Source organism: Streptococcus sp. HF-2466, from assembly GCF_015594645.1.
Taxonomy (GTDB): domain Bacteria; phylum Bacillota; class Bacilli; order Lactobacillales; family Streptococcaceae; genus Streptococcus; species Streptococcus anginosus.
On sequence record NZ_JADNQU010000001.1, the window covers coordinates 496286 to 517324 of the forward strand.

The following is a 21039-nucleotide window of genomic DNA, read 5'->3' on the forward strand; positions in this document are numbered from 1 at the left end:
CTCATTAATTTCTTATTATAAGAAAGTTCCTAAAATAAGAAGTAGAATACTTACTACAAAGATTCCTGCAACCAATTTTGCAACGAATTTCCACCAAGTACCCAAATCAATACGTCCAAGAGCAAGTGCCCCCATAACGATACCAGATGTTGGAGTAACAAGGTTCAAAAGACCAGAAGCAGATTGGTAAGCAGTGATAATCAAGCTTGCTGGAACGTTGACGAATTTTCCAAGAGGTGCCATGATACCCATTGTTGCACTGGCAAGACCAGATGTTGATGGGATAAGGAATGACATTGGCAGATAGAAAATGTAAGTCAATACGATAAATACTTGAGATGATAGACCTTTTAGTCCTACTTCACCCCAGTGAAGGATTGTAGCTGTAATCATACCATCGTTCATGATAACTTGAATACCACGCGCAACAGCTACGATAAGCGCAACACTTAGAAGATCAGCCGCACCATTGATAAAGACAGTGATAAAGCGGCTTTCTTTCATGCGGTAAACAAAACCAATGATGATACCCATTACCATAAAGAGCATTGCCCCTTCTGGGAAGTACCAGGTACCCAAAGCAGATGTTGAACTACCAACAATCTTACCAATGAACGGAAGTCCAACCAACCATTTATTGAAACTTTCAAAAATAGTTACCTTCAAGTCTGTCCATGGAATGAAACTCATAATCATGAGAACAAAGGTCAAGACAAAGAGTACCAACACTTGTTTTTGTTTCTTGCTAAGAGTGGATTCTACATTAGCAACTGCATCTACATTAAAGTGTTTCAAATCTTCTTCGCGATGGCTGTAAACCAAAGATTTTGTAGGATCTTTTTGAATCTTATCTGCATAACGATATACGAAATAAGTACCCAAAGCTGTCATCACAACAAAGAAGATTAACCGAAGAACGATACCGTCACCAGTACCTACACCTGCTGTCGCAGAAGCTATACCTGTAGCAAATGGATTCAGAGTAGAAGCCAAACATCCAATTTGAGAACCAAGAAGGATAATAGCCACCGCAGTCAAACTATCAAATCCTACTGCCATCATAACTGGCACAAGAAGTGGATAGAAAGCCATGGTTTCTTCACCCATACCATAAGTTGATCCACCAAGGGCAAACAAAGGCATCAAGACTAAAATCAACATCTTTTCGCGGCCTTTGTACTTCTTCACGATAGAAGCAATCCCTACATCAAGGGCACCTGTTTCGTTGACAACACCAAGGAAACCACCAACCATCAGAATAAAGAAGGCAACATCAATTGCTGCTGATGTTGGTTCTTTCCCAAGCATAGCACGAATCGGAGCCATTAAGACATCCCAAATCCCTTGCGGATTTTGAGCAACAGTCTTATAGGTTCCTGTAATTAGATTACCAGACTTATCAGCATCATATTGACCAGCTGGAATAATCCAGGTCAATACTGCCATAATGGCAATGATAATCATCAAAACGGTATAAGATGACGGCATCTTAAACCCTTTTTTTGCTTTTTCACTCATTTGTTTTCCTCCTAAATGTAACAAATTGTAAAAATTTAACCGAATCCCATTTTCAGAAAGCGCTTCCTTTGACTATATTTTAACATATTCAAATGAAAAATACTAGTCATTTTCAAAAAAATTATCATTTTACAACAGTAAAATAGACTTAAAGAAAGCAAATCTAAAAATAGGAAACACCGACATTGTTTTAAAAAGTTTTATTACAGTCTTAAACTTATAAATGATAACACTCTGTTATCCTTTTTCAATAATCGTTCCGCTTTCAGACTCAATTAAAGCACCTAAGTTTTCAAGAGAAGTAATGACAGCTTCGCCTTCTGGTCGATCATTTACAAAGGCAATAGCTGCTTGCACTTTAGGTAACATACTTCCTGGTGCAAACTGTTCTTGCTTGATGTATTCTTCAAGCTGAGCTACATTAACACGCTCTAACTTAGCTTGATCTGGTTTATTGTAGTTCACATAAACATAGTCAACACCTGTCAAGACAATGAAAAGATCTGCTTCGACCAATTCAGCCAGACATTGTGAAGCAAAGTCTTTGTCAATTACTGCTTCTACGCCGGCAAGATGACCATTGTCTTCCTTGATAACAGGAATGCCGCCACCACCAGCAGCCACAACGACATGTCCTGCATTGATGAGTGTACGAATAGTTTCAATTTCTTTGATTCCAACTGGTTTTGGTGAAGCAACTACTTTTCTCCAGCCACGTCCAGCATCTTCTTTGAAAGTAGCTCCACTCTTTTCAGCTTCTGCTTTTGCTTCTTCCTCTGTGTAGAATGGTCCGATTGGTTTGCTCAAATTTGTGAAAGCTGGGTCGTTTTTGTCAACCACGACTTGTGTCACAACAGAAGCAACTTCTTTTTCAATCCCTTCTTCACGTAAAGCATTTTGAAGAGCATTTTGCAACCAGTAGCCGATACTTCCTTCTGTCATCGCAACGAGCGAATCAAGCGGGAATGCTGGATTTTTTTCAGAATCTGCTGCTAAATGTTGCAATAAAAGATTTCCAACTTGCGGTCCATTTCCATGAGTGATAATCAAGTCATCACCATTTTTAATCAATTTTACAAGATGACTTGCTGTTTCTGCTAATGCTTCTTGTTGTGCTTTAGCTGATGGATCAGATGAAAGGATGGCATTTCCTCCCAAAGCCACAACGATTTTCCGATTTGCCATAAATAATTAGCCTCCTTAGAGTTTTCTCATTATAGTGTTTCAATTTCATTTTAGTAGTCCAAGATAGAATCCAGCTGCAACAAACGTAGGAATGAGGTTAGAATAGCATTGTCTCAGACTACATTTCTCTGAGAGTGACTGCATCAGTAATTATGGTTGTTTGTTCTATCGCCTTTTTCCTCTATTAACATCATACTAAAATGAACACGAGCACTATCAAAAATGAGGACTGGACTAAAGCTATTAGTCGCAGCCCTCATAGCTGTTGGTAAACGGTTTTGGTTTTAAATTATACTTTTGGAATATAAAGGTTACCAAGAGTTGCTGCCATAACTGCTTTAATAGTATGCATACGGTTTTCAGCTTGGTCAAATTGGCGAGCGTATTTGCTGCGGAATACTTCGTCAGTTACTTCCATTTCTTCAACGCCGAATTTTTCAGCAACGTCTTTACCATAGACAGTATTTGTATCATGGAAAGCTGGTAAGCAGTGTAAGAAAATCAAATCTTCATTGTCAGCTTTCTTAACCAAGTCCATATTTACTTGGTAAGGTTTCAAAAGGGCTACACGTTCTGCAAATTTGTCTTCTTCACCCATAGATACCCAAACGTCTGTGTAAAGGACATCTGCACCTTTAACAGCTTCATCTGCATTGTCAGTGATTAAGACATGTGCGCCACTTTCTTTTGCATATCCTTCTGCCAATTTCACAATATCTTCAGCTGGGAAGAGTTCTTTTGGAGAGAAGATATGAACATTCACACCTAGGATAGCACCCGTTACAAGAAGGCTATTTGCAACGTTATTACGTCCGTCACCACAATAGACAAGAGTCAAGCCTTCCAAACGACCAAAGTTTTCTTGAACTGTCAAATAGTCAGCTAACATTTGAGTTGGATGCCATTCGTCTGTCAAGCCATTCCATACAGGAACACCTGAGAATTCTGCTAATTCTTCTACCATGCGTTGGCTGAATCCGCGGAATTCAATCCCATCAAACATACGTCCCAATACTTTAGCAGTATCTTCAGTAGATTCTTTCTTACCAAGCTGAATGTCATTAGCTCCTAGGTATTCTGGATGAGCGCCAAGATCAATCGCTGCTGTTGTGAAAGCTGCACGAGTACGAGTTGAAGTTTTTTCAAACAAGAGAGCAATATTTTTACCTGCTAAGTAGTGATGTTCAATATTGCGTTTCTTCAAATCTTTCAAGTGAGCTGCTAAACCAATAAGGTATTCTAATTCTGCACGTGTAAAATCTTTTTCTGCCAAGAAGCTGCGTCCTTGGAACACTGAGTTTGTCATTCTATTATTTCCTCTTTCTAATCTTAAAGTTCTTCACGTTCAAACGGCATTGACATACAACGAGGTCCACCACGACCGCGAACCAATTCACTTCCGCGAATCTTAATCAAACGAAGTCCATATTCTTCAAGAATCTTATTTGTAACAACGTTACGGTCATATACCACTACCACGCCTGGTGCGATTGTAAGGGTGTTTGAACCGTCGTTCCATTGTTCACGAGCAGCTGCTACTACATTTCCGCCACCGCAACGAATCAAATGAACTTTGTCAATACCAAGATTCTTAGCTAACAATTCAGCCAAATCGCCTTTTTCTTCTGCAATATGAAGTTTTTCATTTTCATAAGTAACAGAGTAAACGCGAAGGTCGCCTTCAATTTCTGGGTGAATCGTGAACTTGTCATAGTCAACCATTGTGAAGACTGTATCTAAGTGCATGAATTTACGATTATTAGCAAATTCAAATGCAATCACTTTCTTAAAGCCAACATTCTTCTTGAAGATATTAACCAAAAGTTTTTCAATAGATGCTGCGTCTGTACGTTGTGAAATACCTACTGCAAGGACATCTTTAGAAAGAACGAGTTCATCTCCACCTTCGATACGAGTTGTTTCTTCACGGTTATAAACCAAGTCAACATTGCCACCATATACTGGGTGATATTTGAAAATGTATTTACCATAAAGTGTTTCACGATTACGTGTATCTGAGTACATGTGGTTCAATGACACCGCATTACCAATTGTTGCAAATGGGTCACGAGTGAAGTAAAGGTTTGGCATTGGATCAATGGCAAATGGATAGTCAGATTCTACCAAATCCGTCAAACCTTTGGCGTCTGCTGGAATTTCTGGCAGTTCAGCTTTTTGGAAACCAGCCATTGTCTTTTCAACCAACTCAAGGTTGTCTTCTATACCATGAAGAATGTCGCGAATAGCAACTTTTGTTTGTGCTCCGCGGATATTTGCTTCGTCAAGATATTCTTCAATAAATTCGTTACGAATTTCTGGAGAAGTCAATGATTCAGCAGTCAATTTTTCGAGGTAAAGAACTTCAATACCTTCTTTACGTAGAGCGTCTGCGAATGCATCGTGTTCTTTTTGAGCATCTTCCAAAAATGGAATATCGTCAAAAAGTAGACGTTCCAAATGGTCTGGCATCAAGTTTTCCAACTCTTTACCAGGACGATGTAGCATAACTTTTTTCAGTTTTCCTATTTCTGAGAAAACATGAATAGGATGTGTAGACATCTTATGTCCTCCTCTTTTTTCTTTGTGACTTAAGTTTCCTTAAGTTCTATTTACATGTTATATTGTAATATCTTTTGTTTGCGCTTTCACAATCAATTATACATTTAAAATGCCAAATCCTTTGCTTTTTTTAAAATAAATTCTAATATTATTTCAAAATAAAACGCTTTCTATAAATATTTTATGCATTTTATTGGTTTTATGAATAATTATTTTTTAGAAACAAATGAAGTTTTTGAGGATATTTTTAAATGTTTAGGTTTCAAAATTAAAAAAGGACCAAAAATTGCTTTTTGGACTGCAATTCTGTCCTTCTTTTCTACATATCTTCAAAATACTTTAAAAAGTATTCTTTATTCAAAAAGACGAGTTTCTTTCGATTATATTGAATAATGTTTTCTTCTGTTAATTTTTTCAACACTTGATTAACTGTTTCACGAGTGGTCGCCCCCAACTTGGCTAACTCTTTCATACTAAGGGCAAAAGGAATATCATCTCTATCTTGACAAAAATCAATACATAAAATTGAAATCGCTTGGATAACTCGCTCTGTCGCACTCGCTAAAACGGAATTTCGCAAGCGTAATTCATGGAAACGCAAAATATTTGATAACTTATGCGTAATGAATAACATTTGCTCTATAATTTGTTTGGAATAGTATTCATACAAGTCAACAGGAATCGAAAAGTATTCTAAATCCGTCACAGAAATCCCAGAATAATGATAATCTTTATCTTCAAACATGCCACCATAAGGAAACATGGTATTTTCTTTCACATAATCAATGTAATTAAACGAATCTGTCTGATCATACTGCTCAATCCGAACATAGCCCTTATAAATCAAAAAAAGTCGCTCTCGCTTATCTCCAGAAAAGAAAATAATTTGCCCTTTTGGCACTTTGCGAAATTGAATCTCAACAGCTATTTTATCAAAATATTCAACTGGCAAATTTTTAAAAGCAGGATGTTCTCTAATGTAACGATAATGCTCTTTGTTAATCATGATATCCTTGTGGTCCTTTTTTTACATTCTGCTCTTATTATAACACAAAAGGGCTTCAATCTTAAAGAGAGCCCTTACATTTTTCTGAAATTTGTTCTTTTTACAACGTGTCCTTCGCCCTATAAATATACGTATCTTAATTCATATTCACTCGATGCCATTCATTGATGACATAGGCCAATTGTCCAACTTGCGTAATACCAACACCACTGATTTCATCACTCTCTGAAGTCGTTCCTCCCAGTCCTGCTGTATAAAGGGCAATCAAATAAGGCTTTTCCTCACACACAACTGCATCTACATTTAATGCCTCTGCAACATAACCTGGCTTTTGGTAGATTGGAATGTCTCTTACATATCGTTTATAGTATTCGTTTGGAAAAGATTCACCGATATAATACAAAAGATCTTTATACTTTTCCTGATATTTCCAAAGGTAATCCAAAACCTGAATATAATAGTCAGTCGTGGTTTGATTTTGTTGGTTGATCGTCTCAACTTCCCCCTTGCCTTTTCCATAGCGCTGATACATTGTATAGGCTTTATCCAAGCCACCTAAGCGCTCAGCTAAGGCATAAGCTGGCGTATTTTCAGAATAAAGAAGGGAATACTCCTGCATTTCAGGGATGCTCATGGTCCCATTAAATGCTGCTACATAGTTATTATGTTCACCGATATACTCATAGCGGGTATGTGTAATATCAAATCGCTCGGTAAGTGATAAATTTCCCTTTTCTACCTCATCAACGACCAACATATTTAATGGCAATTTGTAAGTTGATCCTGCTGTCATTGGCTGTGTTTCATTCATAGCATAGGTTTGTCCACTCGTTAAATCCTTATAAGAAAATGCAATCTGCGAATGATCTATTCCCATCTCATCTAGATACGCTTGTACAACTTGAACTAAATTTAGATTGGCATAATCATAATACAGACCATAAGTTCCCATTACAGGCAAATCAGCTTCCATGTCCTTCTGCTTTTCTTCCATACTCTTTATTGGAACACGAGTGGCTGGTTTTGACTCTTTTGACGGACTTTTTTTCTTTTCTTGACTGGCAGTATAACTTGCAGCTACCTTTGTATGATGTGGCTTTCTAGCTTGTCCAAAGTACACAGCACTTAACACCAACACACCACACATCATAAAGCAACCAAGCAAACAAAGAATTATTGTCTTTTTACTCACGCACTTCTCCTAACTTATATACCTCATTATATAGGAAGAATGAAAAAATGACAAGATATGATAAACAGAATCATCAATTATTTTCAACTTCCTTTATTGTATATATACAGTATAAAGTAACAATTCTAGTTAATTTAAAATAAGCCTGAATGGTAGCTTTCACATCTTGAATGGTATTTTTTAACCATTTAAGACATCAGAACGACCATTTAAGATTAAAATGCTCTTTTTCTTGCGCTTTTTGAGAAAATAACATTACAAAACGAAAGGAAAACATTATAGTGAATTTTAAAAAATCGTTTGTTCCACAAATAGATGCTAGAGATTGTGGTGTTGCTGCTCTGGCTTCCATTGCTAAATACTATGGTTCAAATTATTCTTTAGCACACTTGAGAGAGCTCGCAAAGACAGACAAAGAAGGGACAACTGCACTTGGAATTGTCAAAGCAGCAAAAGAAATGGACTTTGAAACCCGACCAATCCAAGCAGACATGACATTGTTTGATACAGAAGAGCTTCCCTATCCTTTCATCGTACATGTCAACAAAAACGGTAAGCTCCAGCATTATTATGTCGTTTATAAAAACGAAAAAAAGCACTTGCTTATCAGTGATCCTGATCCAACTGTCAAAATAACTAAGATTAGCAAAGAACAATTTACTAAAGAATGGACAGGTGTTGCTATCTTTCTCGCACCAAAACCTAACTATAAACCTCATAAGGATAAGAAAAATGGACTTGCTAGCTTTTTACCACTCATCTTTAAACAGCGTTCTTTGATTTTTTATATTGTCTTAGCTAGTTTGCTCGTGACCTTCATCAACATTGTTGGCTCCTATTATCTGCAAAGTGTTTTGGACGAATACATCCCAAATCAGATGAAATCAACTCTTGGGATTATTTCGATTGGACTTATCATTGCCTACATCTTACAGCAAATGATGAGTTTTTCAAGAGACTACCTGCTAACAGTGCTCAGTCAACGATTAACAATTGATGTGATTTTGTCTTATATTCGGCATATTTTTGAATTGCCAATGTCCTTTTTTGCGACGAGACGCACTGGAGAGATTATTTCTCGTTTTACAGATGCCAACTCCATTATTGATGCTCTAGCTTCAACTATCCTGTCTCTCTTTCTTGATTTGTCCATTGTGATGATTGTCAGTAGTGTTCTTTTACTGCAAAATGCCCATCTCTTTTTACTCACTTTACTTGCAATTCCTATCTACGCTCTCATTATTTTTGCTTTTATGAACCCTTTTGAAAAAATGAACAACGATGTTATGCAAAGCAATGCTATGGTGAATTCTGCTATTATCGAAGATATCAATGGAATTGAAACCATTAAATCTTTAACTAGCGAAGAAAGTCGTTACCAAAAAATTGATAGCGAGTTTGTTGATTATCTGGATAAAACTTTCAAATTAAGTAAATATTCCATTATGCAGGCAGCGCTCAAACAAGGAGCACAATTTATTTTGAATGTGATTATTCTCTGGGTCGGAGCCTCTTTGGCTATGTCTCAAAAAATTTCGATTGGACAACTGATTACTTTCAATGCACTCCTTTCGTATTTTACAAACCCGCTTGAAAGTATCATCAATCTTCAAACCAAACTGCAATCAGCTAAAGTTGCCAATCATCGACTGAATGAAGTTTATCTGGTAGAATCTGAATTCAAAACCAAACAAGTCCTTACGGAGAAAAATTTCTTAGCTGGTGATATTACTTTTCATAACGTCTCCTATAAATATGGCTTTGGACGAGATACTTTATCAGATATTAGTTTAACTATCAAGAAGGGAGATAAAATCAGTCTTGTCGGTATTAGCGGTTCGGGAAAAACAACACTTGCTAAGATGATTGTTTATTTTTATGAGCCTTATCAAGGACAAATTCGCCTCAATGGAAATGACCTCAAGACAATTGATAAGAAAGTTCTTCGGCAATATATCAACTACTTACCTCAGCAAGCTTACATCTTTAGTGGTTCCATTCTAGACAACCTCACATTAGGAGCCGATCAAACAGTTTCCCAATCAGATATTCTTCGTGCCTGTGAAATTGCAGAAATTCGTTCAGATATCGAACAAATGCCCATGGGATACCAGACAGAATTGTCTGACGGAGCTGGATTATCTGGTGGGCAAAAACAGCGAATCGCACTTGCACGCGCTCTGCTGACGAAATCTCCCATTCTCATTTTAGATGAAGCAACGAGTGGATTAGATGTTCTAACAGAGAAAAAAGTCATTGATAATCTCATGAAATTCCCCGACAAAACCATTATTTTTGTTGCTCATCGTCTCAGCATTTCAAAGCGTACAAATCAGATTATCGTCCTTGACCAAGGAAAAGTGATTGAAACTGGTTCTCATACTGAATTGATAGAAAGAAAAGGTTTTTATTATCATCTATTTAATAAATAAGGAGTAAATTATGAATCCCAATCTGTTTAAAAGTGCAGAATTTTATCATCGAAGATACCACAACTTTGCGACCATTCTCATTCTGCCTTTGGTATTCTTCGTTCTATTTCTTGTCCTCTTTTCCTTTATCGGTCAAAAAGAAGTGACTGTCAAATCCATTGGCGAAATCACACCGATGAAAGTCATTGCCATGATTCAGTCAACCAGTGACAATACGGTTCTGACCAATCATTTAGCTGAAAATAAGACCGTCACCAAAGGAGAGTTGTTGGTTCAATATACAAAAAATATGGAAGCTTCCCAACAAACAGCCATTGAAACGCAGCTTGCCAGCTATCAACGGCAAAAAGCAGAATTAGAAACATTAAAAAACAGTTTACAGCAGGGAACAAATCTTTTTACAGATAAAGATGAGTTTGGCTATGCCAACACATTTAACAATTTTATCAAACAATCAGAAGATTTAACTATCGGCATTTCAAAAAATAATTCCGAAGTTAGTAAACAAGCTTCTTTAACCAACCATACGATTGCTGCTATTGATGAGCAAATGAACGAATTAACAAAACAAATGAATGACTATCATGAACTATATCATGCCATTTCTAGCAACGTTTCAAATTTGCCAAAAAGCAATCCTCATCAAGCAACCTTTAACCTATATAAAAATGAATATAACGTCAAACCCAATCCGTCAACTACAAATCAATACCTATCTCAGATTAATACGAATATATCCAACCTCAAATCTTCCCTAGCCAATCTAAAGATTCAAAAAGCTAGTGCCGGAACTGCAACGACCTATGACAATAGTCTTTCGACTAAAATTGAGGTACTTCGCACACAATTTATCCAGACCACAGAGCAAGAATTAAGAACCCTTACAACTCAGATAATCGATTTGCAAAATCAATTGAACCAAGCAACTGCTCAACTTCAAAATAATCAACTAACTGCTCCCAAAGCAGGAATTCTTCATATCAGCAGTGCGCTCAAAGGGAAGTCTTTACTCCCCAAAGGAACGGAAATTGCTCAGATCTATCCAGATATCACGAAAACAAAAGAAGTTCTTATCACCTATTACGTGCCTTCAGCCTATATGACCAATTTAAAAAAGGGACAAACTTCCCGACTTACCTTAGAAAAAATTGGAAATCAGACAATCACTATTATCGGTAGAATTAACAGCATTGACACTTCTGCTACAGAAACAAAACAGGGAAACCTGTTTAAAATTACTGCAAAAGCCTCCGTATCTAAAAGAGATAGCCAAATCTTGAAATACGGTTTGCAAGGACAAGTAACGAGTGTCATTGCGAAAAAATCATTCTTTCATTACTACAAAGATAAACTGTTAAACAACGTTGAATGACTGTTTAAGGATTTTACTCATCAGAAGATTGTCTTATATGATAAGATATTTTACAAGGAGGAAAAATTATTATTGTCGGAGAAAATATTGATTATGAGCTATTATTTAAAAATCACTATCTCGTTTTTGGCGTGATTGACAGGACAAACGATCATTCTCTGAAATTCCTCAAACAACAAATCTGGGTTTTTTGGAAGGAATTTATAGGTAATTTTACTATAACAGAAAAAAACGAACCTAATCAGATTCGTTTTTTCTATCTCATTGCACACCTTATTTTGCTGCTGCGTACAATTCATTAACCTTATTCCAGTTGATAACTGAGAAGAAGGTTTTGATGTAATCTGGGCGAACATTACGATATTTCACATAGTAGGCATGTTCCCAAACATCAATTCCCAAAATTGGTGTTTTTCCTTCAGAGATTGGTGTATCTTGGTTAGCAGTTGACATAACTTCCAATTTGCCGTCTGGATTGACCACGAGCCAAGCCCAACCTGAACCAAAGCGACTTGTCGCAGCTGTTGTAAATGCTGCTTTGAAATCCTCAAATGAACCAAATGTTGCTTCAAGGTCTGCTGCTAATGCTGCTGACGGCTCTGTCTTTTCTGGCGTCATCAATTCCCAGAAAAGCGCGTGGTTGAGATGACCACCACCGTTATTGATAACAGCTTGACGAATATCCGCTGGAATGGTTTCTACATCTGACAAAAGTTGCTCCAAATCCTCACCGATTTCAGGGTGTTTTGCCAGAGCCGCATTTACATTATTGACATAAGTATTGTGGTGTTTGTCATGATGTAAATGCATCGTTTCTTCATCAATATATGGTTCCAAAGCGTCGTAAGAATAAGGTAAATCAGGTAAAATAATTGCCATTGGTTTGTTCCCCTTTTTCATTTTATATGAAAATGATAACGTAGACCTACAAAATTTTCAACTTATTTGCTTATAAGTTGTGGGTAGCAATCTTTAATAAAGCCAAGTCAAAGAGGTAGCCCTTCTCATAAACTCCAGACTTGATTTGGTAATCTGTTTCAATCAAGCAAGATAGAGACTTTTTCAAAAATTCTAAAGATAATGAGTGCATGTCACGTAAGGCATATTTGATTTGAAAAGGATTCACCTTTCGTCCTAAATAACTGGACAAGTCTGCTACAATCTGACTTTCATTACGTCCATTTTCAAAGAGGATTTTCACTTGTGCAAATATACGAAACTGGCCCAACATAATCGCAATCAGCTTGATTTCATCTTCACCTTGCAATGTCAAGTCTCGCACCAGGCTTCTTGCCGCATCTACCTTTTGATGCAAAATCATCTGGGTAAGATCAAAAATATTATCCTGTAAAGTTTTTGGAATTGCTTCAGCAATGTCATCGCTTGTAATGATGCCATCTTTTTTATAATCCTTTAAAAAAGCTAAGTTTTTACTAATTTCACTAAAATCAAAGCCGGATTTGACAAACAATTCCTCGAAAACTGGTGAACTAAATTCTAATCCTTGTTCCTGAGCCAACTTACTAAAGTATGCCCGCAGCTCCTGCTCTTTTGGCTCACTTGCTTCAAAAATTTTACCATCTCGCTTGAGCAATTTTACAATTCGCCGTTTACTGTCTAACTTCCCTTCTGCAAAAATGACTAATTTTGTCGTATCTGCAGGATTTTCCAAATATTGCTCAAAAGATTTTAGCTCATCATCCGTCAAATAGCATTTTTTAGCTGTTGTCACATCCAAAAAATGATCCAAAATGACGATCTTCTCTTCAGAAAAGAAGGGCAAACTCACTAGATCAATCTCCACATCTGGATAAACGGCTTCTTTCATATCAAAGTAAGTCATATTTAAATCTGCAGCATCGTATTGAATTTGACGTAAAAATTGTGATTTCATCAATTCAAATTGCCCTGTATCATCACCAGTCAAAATTGTCAGATTAGGTAAATTTGTCAGATTTACTGTTTTAATCTCTTCAATTGCTAACACAACGGCCTCCTTTTATGAGGTTTATTTGATTCATATTTTTTATTTTACCAAAAATCTCGAAAGCAAAGCAAATTGGTATCTCAAATCAACTCCGTCCCAGTCGCGTTCTGTTTAATCTTACCAGCTTTCATGAGGCCACCCAGGGCTTTTTTAAACTGTCCTTTGGAAATGCCAAAAGTAGTCTTTATATCCTCTGGAGCTGACTTATCATTCAAGGTCATGAAGCCACCGTTAGTCTCCAGATAAGTCAGGATCATCTGAGCATCATTTTCCAGCATTTCAAAAGAGCGTGGTTTGAGCGAGAGGTTCAAAGTCCTATCCACCTCACGAAAACCAATGACACGCACATCCAATACCTGGCCCAGACGCGGCTCAGCATAGCGCTCGCTAGGATGGATAAAGCCCAGCATGTTATTTTCAGGCAGATAGACAAAGGTTCCAGATAACTTCAAACGATAAACAATAGCCGGCCAATTTTGATTTTGCATATTATTATAAGCTGGACGAGCTAATTTCTGGAAATCTTCTTGGTAGGCCAAAAGCCCCCAAATGCGGTCTTTTTTATCCACATCCAGACGGATATAGAGGCAATCGCCTTTTTTAGGCCAAAGTTCTTTTATTTCTGGCAAAATGTCAAGGGACACTACAATTTGCTTATCTGGAAGTCCTGTGTCAACAAAAACACCTAAGTCCTTACGAACATCCGTCACTGTTCCCCAGCCAAAAGTCGTCTGGGTCGCTGTTACATCAAGAGTCGTCAAGCGAAGTTTCTGCTTCATGTCGCTGTAGGCAAAGCCCTTGACCGATTCGCCCAGTTGATGCTCCCCCTCTTCTTTAGCTAAAGCATATATCTGCCCATCTTTTTGAACAAAGTAAAAACGATTATTTTCATCGGTTACAAGACCTGTTATAAATGTTGCAAGATTTGTATTCATTTTTCATCTTTCTATCGTTCGAAGCGGATATGAAACTTTCTTCCTACTTCAAAAGAAGAAGCTGGAACAAAAGTGTTCAGCTTCCTTTGTTTATATAGTTATCATTCTAAGACGCAGTGATTTGGAGAAACTACGTTGACTTTAGTCAATTAGAGTTTCCCATGCACAATTGATTGGCACTTTAGTGCCTGATCAATCACTGCTGAGTGGGCTCTAACTCGTTAATCAATCAACTTTTACAGCCCTACTCAACTTTGCGGAAGTGGGACGAAATCAAGTTTCTAGGAAACGACTGATTTCGTCCCACCCTCCTTGCTTTCTATTTTTTACTACATACAGAGAAAAGCTTACACTTCAATCAATTCTTTTTCCTTGCTGGCAGTCATATCATCAATATGCTTAACAGCCTCATCTGTCACTTTTTGAATATCTTTTTCAAGTGTCTTCAATTCATCTTCAGTAATTTCTTTTGCTTTTTCTTGCTTTTTAGCTTCATCCATAGCGTCACGGCGAATATTACGAATAGCAATTTTAGCATTTTCGCCGACTTTCTTCACTTCCTTAGCAAGATCACGACGAGTTTCTTCTGTCAAAGCTGGAATGACCAAACGAATAACCGTACCATCGCTTGCAGGGGTAATACCAAGATCAGAAGCGTTGAGTGCGCGCTCAATATCTTTGATAGAAGATTTGTCAAACGGCGTCACCAAAAGGACACGCGCTTCAGGAATCGTGATAGACGCGATTTGATTGAGTGGAGTTTCTACTCCATAATACTCAACTGAAATCCGGTCCAAAAGGCTGGCATTGGCACGACCAGCACGAATGCTACCAAATTCACGCGCCAAACTTTGGTGTGATTGTGTCATTCTTTCTTTCGCTTTTTCTACAATTGCATTTGCCATAAATTATTCCTCTTCTTTTTCTACATTATTTGAAACGGTTGTTCCGATTTGCTCACCAAAGACAACGCGTTTGATATTACCAGGTTCGTTCATATTAAAGACAACAAGGTCAATGTCATTATCCATTGAAAGAGTTGAAGCTGTTGAATCCATGATACGAAGGCCTTTGTTAATCACATCACGGTGGGTTAATTCATCAAATTTCACCGCAGTCTTATCTTTCTTCGGATCAGCATTATAAACACCGTCTACACCATTTTTTGCCATAAGAATCGCATCAGCTTCAATCTCAGCCGCACGAAGGGCAGCTGTTGTATCTGTTGAGAAGTAGGGAGAACCAACTCCAGCACCGAAAATAACGATACGTCCTTTTTCCAAGTGTCGCAGAGCGCGTCCACGAATATAAGGTTCTGCTACTTGCTGCATCGCAATCGCTGTTTGTACTCGCGTATCCACACCCACTTGTTGAAGTGAATCCGCCATGACCAAGGCATTCATGACTGTTCCTAACATTCCTGTGTAATCAGCCTGCACACGATCCATTCCTGCTTCTGCCGCAGGCTCTCCACGCCAGAGATTCCCACCGCCGATAACAAGGGCAATTTCAATACCCAAATCATGTACTTCCTTGATTTCCTCTGCTATTTTTTGAACGGTTGAAATGTTAATTCCAATCCCTTTCTCACCAGCAAGAGCTTCACCTGATAATTTGATTAAAATACGTTTATATTTCGGGGCTACCATTTTTATTCTCCTTATTTTATCTGTACTATTTTACCATATTTTGAGATTTTTATATAGTCAAATTCTTTAAAAAATAAAAATTTCGATAAAAGGGAGAAGATAGTTTGCTATGCTATTTGAGCAACCAGCTATGGTGTCGTTCATTCATTATGCAACGAATATTGAAATCAGAAACTTTTGTCTCAGCTTCTTTGCCGTTTGTTTCATATGTAAAAATCAGAACCTAAGCTAAAAAATCTAATAAAACCTGAGTGAAATCACTCGTTGAAAGCGCAGGGACACCTTCTATCTGACTAGCAAAATCATCTGTCATCTTTTGAAGTGCTAACGCTTTTTCAATTGCTTTTATAATAACTTGCGCAGCTTCGGACCATCCAATGTAATCAAACATCATGCAGGCAGACAATAAAAGTGAACAAGGATTTGCTTTATTTTGATCTGCGATATCAGGAGCCGTTCCATGCGTTGCTTCAAAAATAGCATGACCTGTTTCATAATTGATATTAGCTCCAGGAGCAATACCAATGCCGCCGACTTGAGCAGCCAGAGCATCACTAACATAATCCCCATTCAAATTTGTCAAAGCTACTACTTGAAATTTTTCAGGATTTAACAGAATTTGTTGTAAAAAATTATCTGCAATCACATCTGTCACAATCAATTGCCCAGCTGCTAATTCCTTTGCAAACTCCTTCTCGGCAAGCTCATAGCCCCATTTTCTGAAACCACCTTCTGTAAATTTTTGGATATTCCCTTTATGAACCAGAGTTACGTTTTTTACATTGGCAGATAGAGCATAATGAATCGCTGCACGAATCAACCGTTCACTTCCTTGGCGTGAAATTGGTTTAATGCCAATAGCACTCGTCTTCGGAAAACGAATTTTATCAATTCCCATTTCCTTTTGTAAAAATTGTATCACTTGTTGAGCCTCATCAGACTCACCTTCCCATTCAATTCCTGCATAAATATCTTCGGTATTTTCACGAAAAATTGTCATATTCGTCTTTTCAGGATGTCGTAGTGGGCTAGGAACGCCCGCAAAATACCGTACGGGACGTACACAAGCGTAGAGATCTAGTTCTTGACGCAAGGCAACATTTAAAGAACGAATGCCACCACCAACAGGAGTTGTAAGAGGACCTTTAATCGCAACCAAATGATGCTGAATTGTCGTTAAAGTCTCTTCTGGCAACCATTCTCCTGTCAAACGAAAGGCTTTTTCTCCCGCCAATATCTCTTTCCAAAAAATCTTTCTACTGCTTCCATAAGCTATCTCCACCGCTTTATCCAAGACAAGCTGTGCATTTTTCCAAATGTCATGCCCAATTCCATCACCTTCGATATAAGGGATAATGGGTTTATCTGGAACTAGCAACTGCTTATTCACAAGACGAATTCTTTCTGCCATTTTATCTCCTCCCAATAGGAATATAATGTAAATTTTGAGCGCCAACATAATGAGAGCGAGGTCTAATCAACTTATTATTCTTGCGCTGTTCTTGAATGTGGGCAATCCAGCCAGACACCCGACTCATTGCAAAAATCAATGTATAGATACTACTGTCAATACCTAAAACATGATAAACCGTTGCTGAGTAAAAATCTACATTCGGTATTAAATGCTTGGTGTGCTTCATATAACGTTCGATTTCTTCTGAAATCTGGTACCAAATTTCTTTTTCTGTTCCCTTTGTCAATTCCTCTGCCATTTCTCGCAAATATTTTTCACGAGGATCCTGTGTTTTATAAACACGATGACCAAAGCCCATGATTTTTTCATGTGAAGCTAATTTTCGATCCAAATATGCATTCGTATCACCCTCTGCTTTAATTTCCTTTAACATGTCAAAGACGCATTCATTGGCTCCTCCATGAAGTGACCCTTTTAAAGCGCCGATTGCCGCCGTCACACAAGAATAAATATCGGTTAAAGTGGAAGCACAGACCCGCGCTGCAAAAGTGGAAGCATTTAGCTCGTGATCTGCATGAAGAACCAAAGCACGATTGAAAGCTCGAATTTCTAATTCTGATGGTTCCTGCCCATTTAACATATATAAAAAGTTCGCTGCAAATCCTAAATCTTTTCTCGGTTCAATCGGAGTTTGCCCCGATCTCAACCTTGTAAATGTTGCAATAATCGTTGGAATCTTAGCCATCAATTGAATACTTTGTTCATAAGTTGCTTCTAGAGACGTCTCTTCAGCATGGATATTATAGACTCCTAAAAGACTAACTGTAGAACGTAATACACTCATTGGATGCAGATGCTTGCGCGACTGGATGAGAATACATTGTTCCACCGCATCACTAATGGCATAGTTGGCACGTAAATCGTTCACAAAATGTTTCAATTCAATCTGAGTTGGTAAATGCAAATTCCAAAGTAGGTAAATAACTTCTTCAAAACTTGCATTATTCTCCATCAATTCGGAAATATTATAGCCTGCATAAGAAAGAGTATCATCTATAATCTGACTGATACGAGTCTCACAGGCAATCGTATCTTTTAAACCATTGCTTTGTGTCATTGTTTTACCTCTTGCAATTTCTTTCTAACCACCATTGGTAAAATTCCCCCATTTTCATAATAACGAATATCCGCGTCTGCATCAAAACGAAGACGTGCTTTAAATCGTGCAATTCGATCGCCTTCTTTTGCAATAACCGTTATGACTTGTCCTACCTGTGGCTCTTTCGGCAATTGAATATCAAACGTTTCTTTTCCAGTTAATCCAAGATTTTGAGCATTTTCGCCGTCCAAATATTGAAGAGGAAGAATGCCCATCATGACTAAATTGGAACGATGAATTCTTTCAAAACTTTCAGCTAAAACCACTTTAACACCTAAAAGATTTGCTCCTTTAGCTGCCCAATCACGACTAGAACCCATACCATAATCGCGACCTGCCAAAATAATCGTATCCACTTTTTCTTTTTTATAGCACATAGCAGCTTCATAAATCGGCATCAGTTCACCCTTATACTTTGTATAACCACCAAGTTTTCCAGCTGCTAGTTCATTTTTTATCCGAATATTGGCAAAGGTGCCTCTCATCATCACTTCATGATTCCCGCGACGACTACCATAAGAATTAAAGTCTTGATAGCTTACACCATGTTCCTCTAGATATGATGCTGCTGGACTATTTCTAGCAATATTTCCTGCTGGAGAAATATGATCTGTCGTAATCGTATCTCCAAATTTTGCTAAAACAGCTAGATTTTTCAACGGTTGAATGTTTGTATCATCTTCCAAGCCATCAAAGTAAGGAGGATTTTGTATATAAGTAGAGGCTTGATTCCAGTGATAGATTTTCGACTTTGTTGTTGGAATTTGATTCCATTTTTCACTATCAGTAAAAACATGCTCATACTCTTTTTTAAACAAACTACTGGTAACGTATTTTTGTACATAGTCTGCTACCAAATCATGATTTGGCATAAGATCCATGAAGTAAACAGGTAGTCCATTCCTATCATATCCAAGCGGTTCACTTGTTAAATCAATATTTGTATTCCCAGCTAAAGCATAAGCGACCACCAGTGGCGGACTAGCTAAAAAATTTGCTTTAACCAAAGGATTGATTCGTCCTTCAAAATTCCGATTACCCGATAGGACAGCGCTAGCAAGTAAATCCGTATCCGTAATTGCTTTTGCCACTTCTGGTAACAAATTTCCAGAATTGCCAATGCAAGTGGTGCAGCCATATCCAACAACATTAAAACCTAATTTGTCCAGATAGACTTGGAGACCACTCTCCTTCAAATAAGCCGTAACAACCTTACTGCCTGGTGCAAGTGACGTTTTGACTGTTTTTGAAACACGCAATCCTTTTTCCACAGCACGTTTAGCTACTAAGCCTGCCGCCATTAAGACATATGGGTTGGAGGTATTAGTACAACTAGTAATTGCTGCAATAGCGACATGACCCGTTTTAATCTCTTCTTCATAATCATCAAACAATACCGTCGCTGTTTTCCTCAATTCCTCTCTTGGCAAACCAAAACCTCGAACACCCGCTTCTCGGATAAGACTCGCTTGAAATTCTTGCTTAGCATTTGTCAATTCAATTAAATCCTGTGGCCGTTTGGGACCAGAAATACTCGGAACAATGGTGGACAAATCAATCTCAACAATTTTTGAATAAATTGGCTCCACTTTTTCATCATAAAATAAATGATTCTTTTGAACATAGAGCCTCGTTAACGCAATATGTTCTTCTTTCCGATTTGTTAGTCGCATATAATGAAGGGTCTCTTCATCAATAGGAAAGTAACCGCAGGTTGCTCCATATTCTGGCGCCATATTTGCAACTGTTGCGCGGTCTGCCAAACTAAGTGTTGCTAGTCCTTCCCCAAAGTATTCTACAAATTTTCCAACTACATTTTCTTGTCGTAATCGTTGCGTTACTTTTAAAGCTAAGTCAGTTGCCGTTGTAATCTTGGGCAATTCCCCAACTAAGCGTACACCAATCACTTCTGGAACTGGAAAATAAGAAGCTTCTCCCAACATAGCAGCCTCTGCTTCAATTCCTCCAACTCCCCAGCCAAGAACCCCTATTCCATTGATCATTGTTGTATGACTGTCTGTTCCAAACATTGAATCTGGATAAAGCATGCCGTCTTTTTCAATAACAACATCACTAAGGAATTCAATATTAACTTGGTGAATAATCCCAGTTGCAGGTGGAACTGCACGATAATTATCAAAAGATTGCTCAGCCCATTTCAAAAATTCATACCGCTCATTATTACGTGAAAATTCTTTTGTTATATTTTCTTCCAAAGCAGTCTCACAGCCATAACAATCAACTTGCACACTATGGTCAATGACTAAATCCACAGGAATTTCAGGATTGATAAGTTCTGGATCTCCCCCATTTGTTACAACTGCATCGCGCATACTTGCCAAGTCAACAACAACTGGTACTCCCGTAAAATCCTGTAAAATAACACGACTTGGTTTAAAGGGCACTTCACCTCCCGGTTTAACAGCTTGATAGTGCATTAGATTCTCTATGTGATGTTTTCTTACAACATCGCCATCTTCTTTTCGCAAAAGACTTTCTAATAATATGCGAATAGAATAAGGAAGATTGTCTAAGTCTCCACCCATATCTAATGCAGCTTTTTCGAGATCAATATAGCTATATTCTCGCTTATCTTGATATAATATAGATTTATATGTTAGCATGAGAAAC

16 protein-coding genes are annotated in these 21039 nt (G+C 37.7%); 2 read left to right on the forward strand and 14 right to left on the reverse strand.

The window, feature by feature from the left end; all coding sequences use genetic code 11:
- Positions 1-15 precede the first annotated feature (15 nt).
- The 6 genes from IYQ91_RS02430 to IYQ91_RS02455 form a co-directional block, all read right to left on the reverse strand.
- Complete coding sequence (locus tag IYQ91_RS02430; RefSeq protein WP_021001459.1) at positions 16-1518, reverse strand: YfcC family protein; 1503 nt, start codon at positions 1516-1518, stop codon at positions 16-18.
- A gap of 237 nt (positions 1519-1755) precedes the next feature.
- Positions 1756-2703, reverse strand: a complete 948-nt coding sequence (gene arcC, locus IYQ91_RS02435; protein WP_003025409.1) for a carbamate kinase — start codon at positions 2701-2703, stop codon at positions 1756-1758.
- 289 nt (positions 2704-2992) lie between these two features.
- The gene (gene argF, locus IYQ91_RS02440; protein ID WP_003025410.1) at positions 2993-4009 is read right to left on the reverse strand and encodes an ornithine carbamoyltransferase; all 1017 of its coding nucleotides are present in this window, start codon (positions 4007-4009) and stop codon (positions 2993-2995) included.
- Positions 4010-4032: 23 nt separating this feature from the next.
- On the reverse strand, positions 4033-5262 hold the full coding sequence (gene arcA / locus IYQ91_RS02445) for an arginine deiminase (RefSeq protein ID WP_003037515.1): 1230 nt from the start codon (positions 5260-5262) through the stop codon (positions 4033-4035).
- A 319-nt stretch (positions 5263-5581) separates the two neighbouring features.
- On the reverse strand, positions 5582-6268 hold the full coding sequence (locus tag IYQ91_RS02450) for a Crp/Fnr family transcriptional regulator (RefSeq protein ID WP_003025412.1): 687 nt from the start codon (positions 6266-6268) through the stop codon (positions 5582-5584).
- A gap of 136 nt (positions 6269-6404) precedes the next feature.
- Complete coding sequence (locus IYQ91_RS02455) at positions 6405-7460, reverse strand: serine hydrolase (RefSeq protein WP_195672961.1); 1056 nt, start codon at positions 7458-7460, stop codon at positions 6405-6407.
- A 281-nt stretch (positions 7461-7741) separates the two neighbouring features.
- On the opposite strand from IYQ91_RS02455, the gene IYQ91_RS02460 reads away from it, so the two are divergent.
- Both IYQ91_RS02460 and IYQ91_RS02465 read left to right on the forward strand, forming a co-directional pair.
- Positions 7742-9892, forward strand: coding sequence for a peptide cleavage/export ABC transporter (locus tag IYQ91_RS02460; RefSeq protein ID WP_420705772.1), 2151 nt, complete (start codon positions 7742-7744; stop codon positions 9890-9892).
- Positions 9893-9902: 10 nt separating this feature from the next.
- Positions 9903-11264, forward strand: a complete 1362-nt coding sequence (locus tag IYQ91_RS02465) for a bacteriocin secretion accessory protein (RefSeq protein ID WP_195672962.1) — start codon at positions 9903-9905, stop codon at positions 11262-11264.
- A 273-nt stretch (positions 11265-11537) separates the two neighbouring features.
- Here the strand turns inward: IYQ91_RS02465 and IYQ91_RS02470 are convergent, their stop codons facing one another.
- The 8 genes from IYQ91_RS02470 to acnA all read right to left on the reverse strand — a co-directional run bounded on the left by IYQ91_RS02470 (position 11538) and on the right by acnA (position 21032).
- Positions 11538-12143, reverse strand: coding sequence for a superoxide dismutase (locus tag IYQ91_RS02470; RefSeq protein WP_195672963.1), 606 nt, complete (start codon positions 12141-12143; stop codon positions 11538-11540).
- Positions 12144-12213: 70 nt separating this feature from the next.
- Positions 12214-13251 (reverse strand): DNA polymerase III subunit delta, encoded by a 1038-nt coding sequence (gene holA, locus IYQ91_RS02475; protein ID WP_195672964.1) that lies wholly within the window; start codon positions 13249-13251, stop codon positions 12214-12216.
- An 80-nt stretch (positions 13252-13331) separates the two neighbouring features.
- The gene (gene cvfB, locus IYQ91_RS02480; RefSeq protein WP_195672965.1) at positions 13332-14186 is read right to left on the reverse strand and encodes an RNA-binding virulence regulatory protein CvfB; all 855 of its coding nucleotides are present in this window, start codon (positions 14184-14186) and stop codon (positions 13332-13334) included.
- Between the two features lie 347 nt (positions 14187-14533).
- Positions 14534-15091, reverse strand: a complete 558-nt coding sequence (gene frr / locus IYQ91_RS02485; RefSeq protein WP_003034284.1) for a ribosome recycling factor — start codon at positions 15089-15091, stop codon at positions 14534-14536.
- 3 nt (positions 15092-15094) lie between these two features.
- Positions 15095-15835: a UMP kinase gene (gene pyrH, locus IYQ91_RS02490; RefSeq protein ID WP_195672966.1), complete on the reverse strand. Its 741-nt coding sequence runs from the start codon at positions 15833-15835 to the stop codon at positions 15095-15097.
- 223 nt (positions 15836-16058) lie between these two features.
- Positions 16059-17261 carry an NADP-dependent isocitrate dehydrogenase gene (gene icd / locus IYQ91_RS02495; RefSeq protein WP_195672967.1) on the reverse strand — a complete coding sequence of 401 codons (1203 nt, stop codon included), beginning with the start codon at positions 17259-17261 and terminating at the stop codon, positions 16059-16061.
- Positions 17248-18366 carry a citrate synthase gene (locus IYQ91_RS02500; RefSeq protein ID WP_003025458.1) on the reverse strand — a complete coding sequence of 373 codons (1119 nt, stop codon included), beginning with the start codon at positions 18364-18366 and terminating at the stop codon, positions 17248-17250. The genes icd and IYQ91_RS02500 overlap by 14 nt, the downstream gene beginning before the upstream one ends.
- Positions 18363-21032 (reverse strand): aconitate hydratase AcnA, encoded by a 2670-nt coding sequence (acnA, locus tag IYQ91_RS02505; protein ID WP_195672968.1) that lies wholly within the window; start codon positions 21030-21032, stop codon positions 18363-18365. The genes IYQ91_RS02500 and acnA overlap by 4 nt, the downstream gene beginning before the upstream one ends.
- Between the last annotated feature and the right edge of the window lie 7 nt (positions 21033-21039).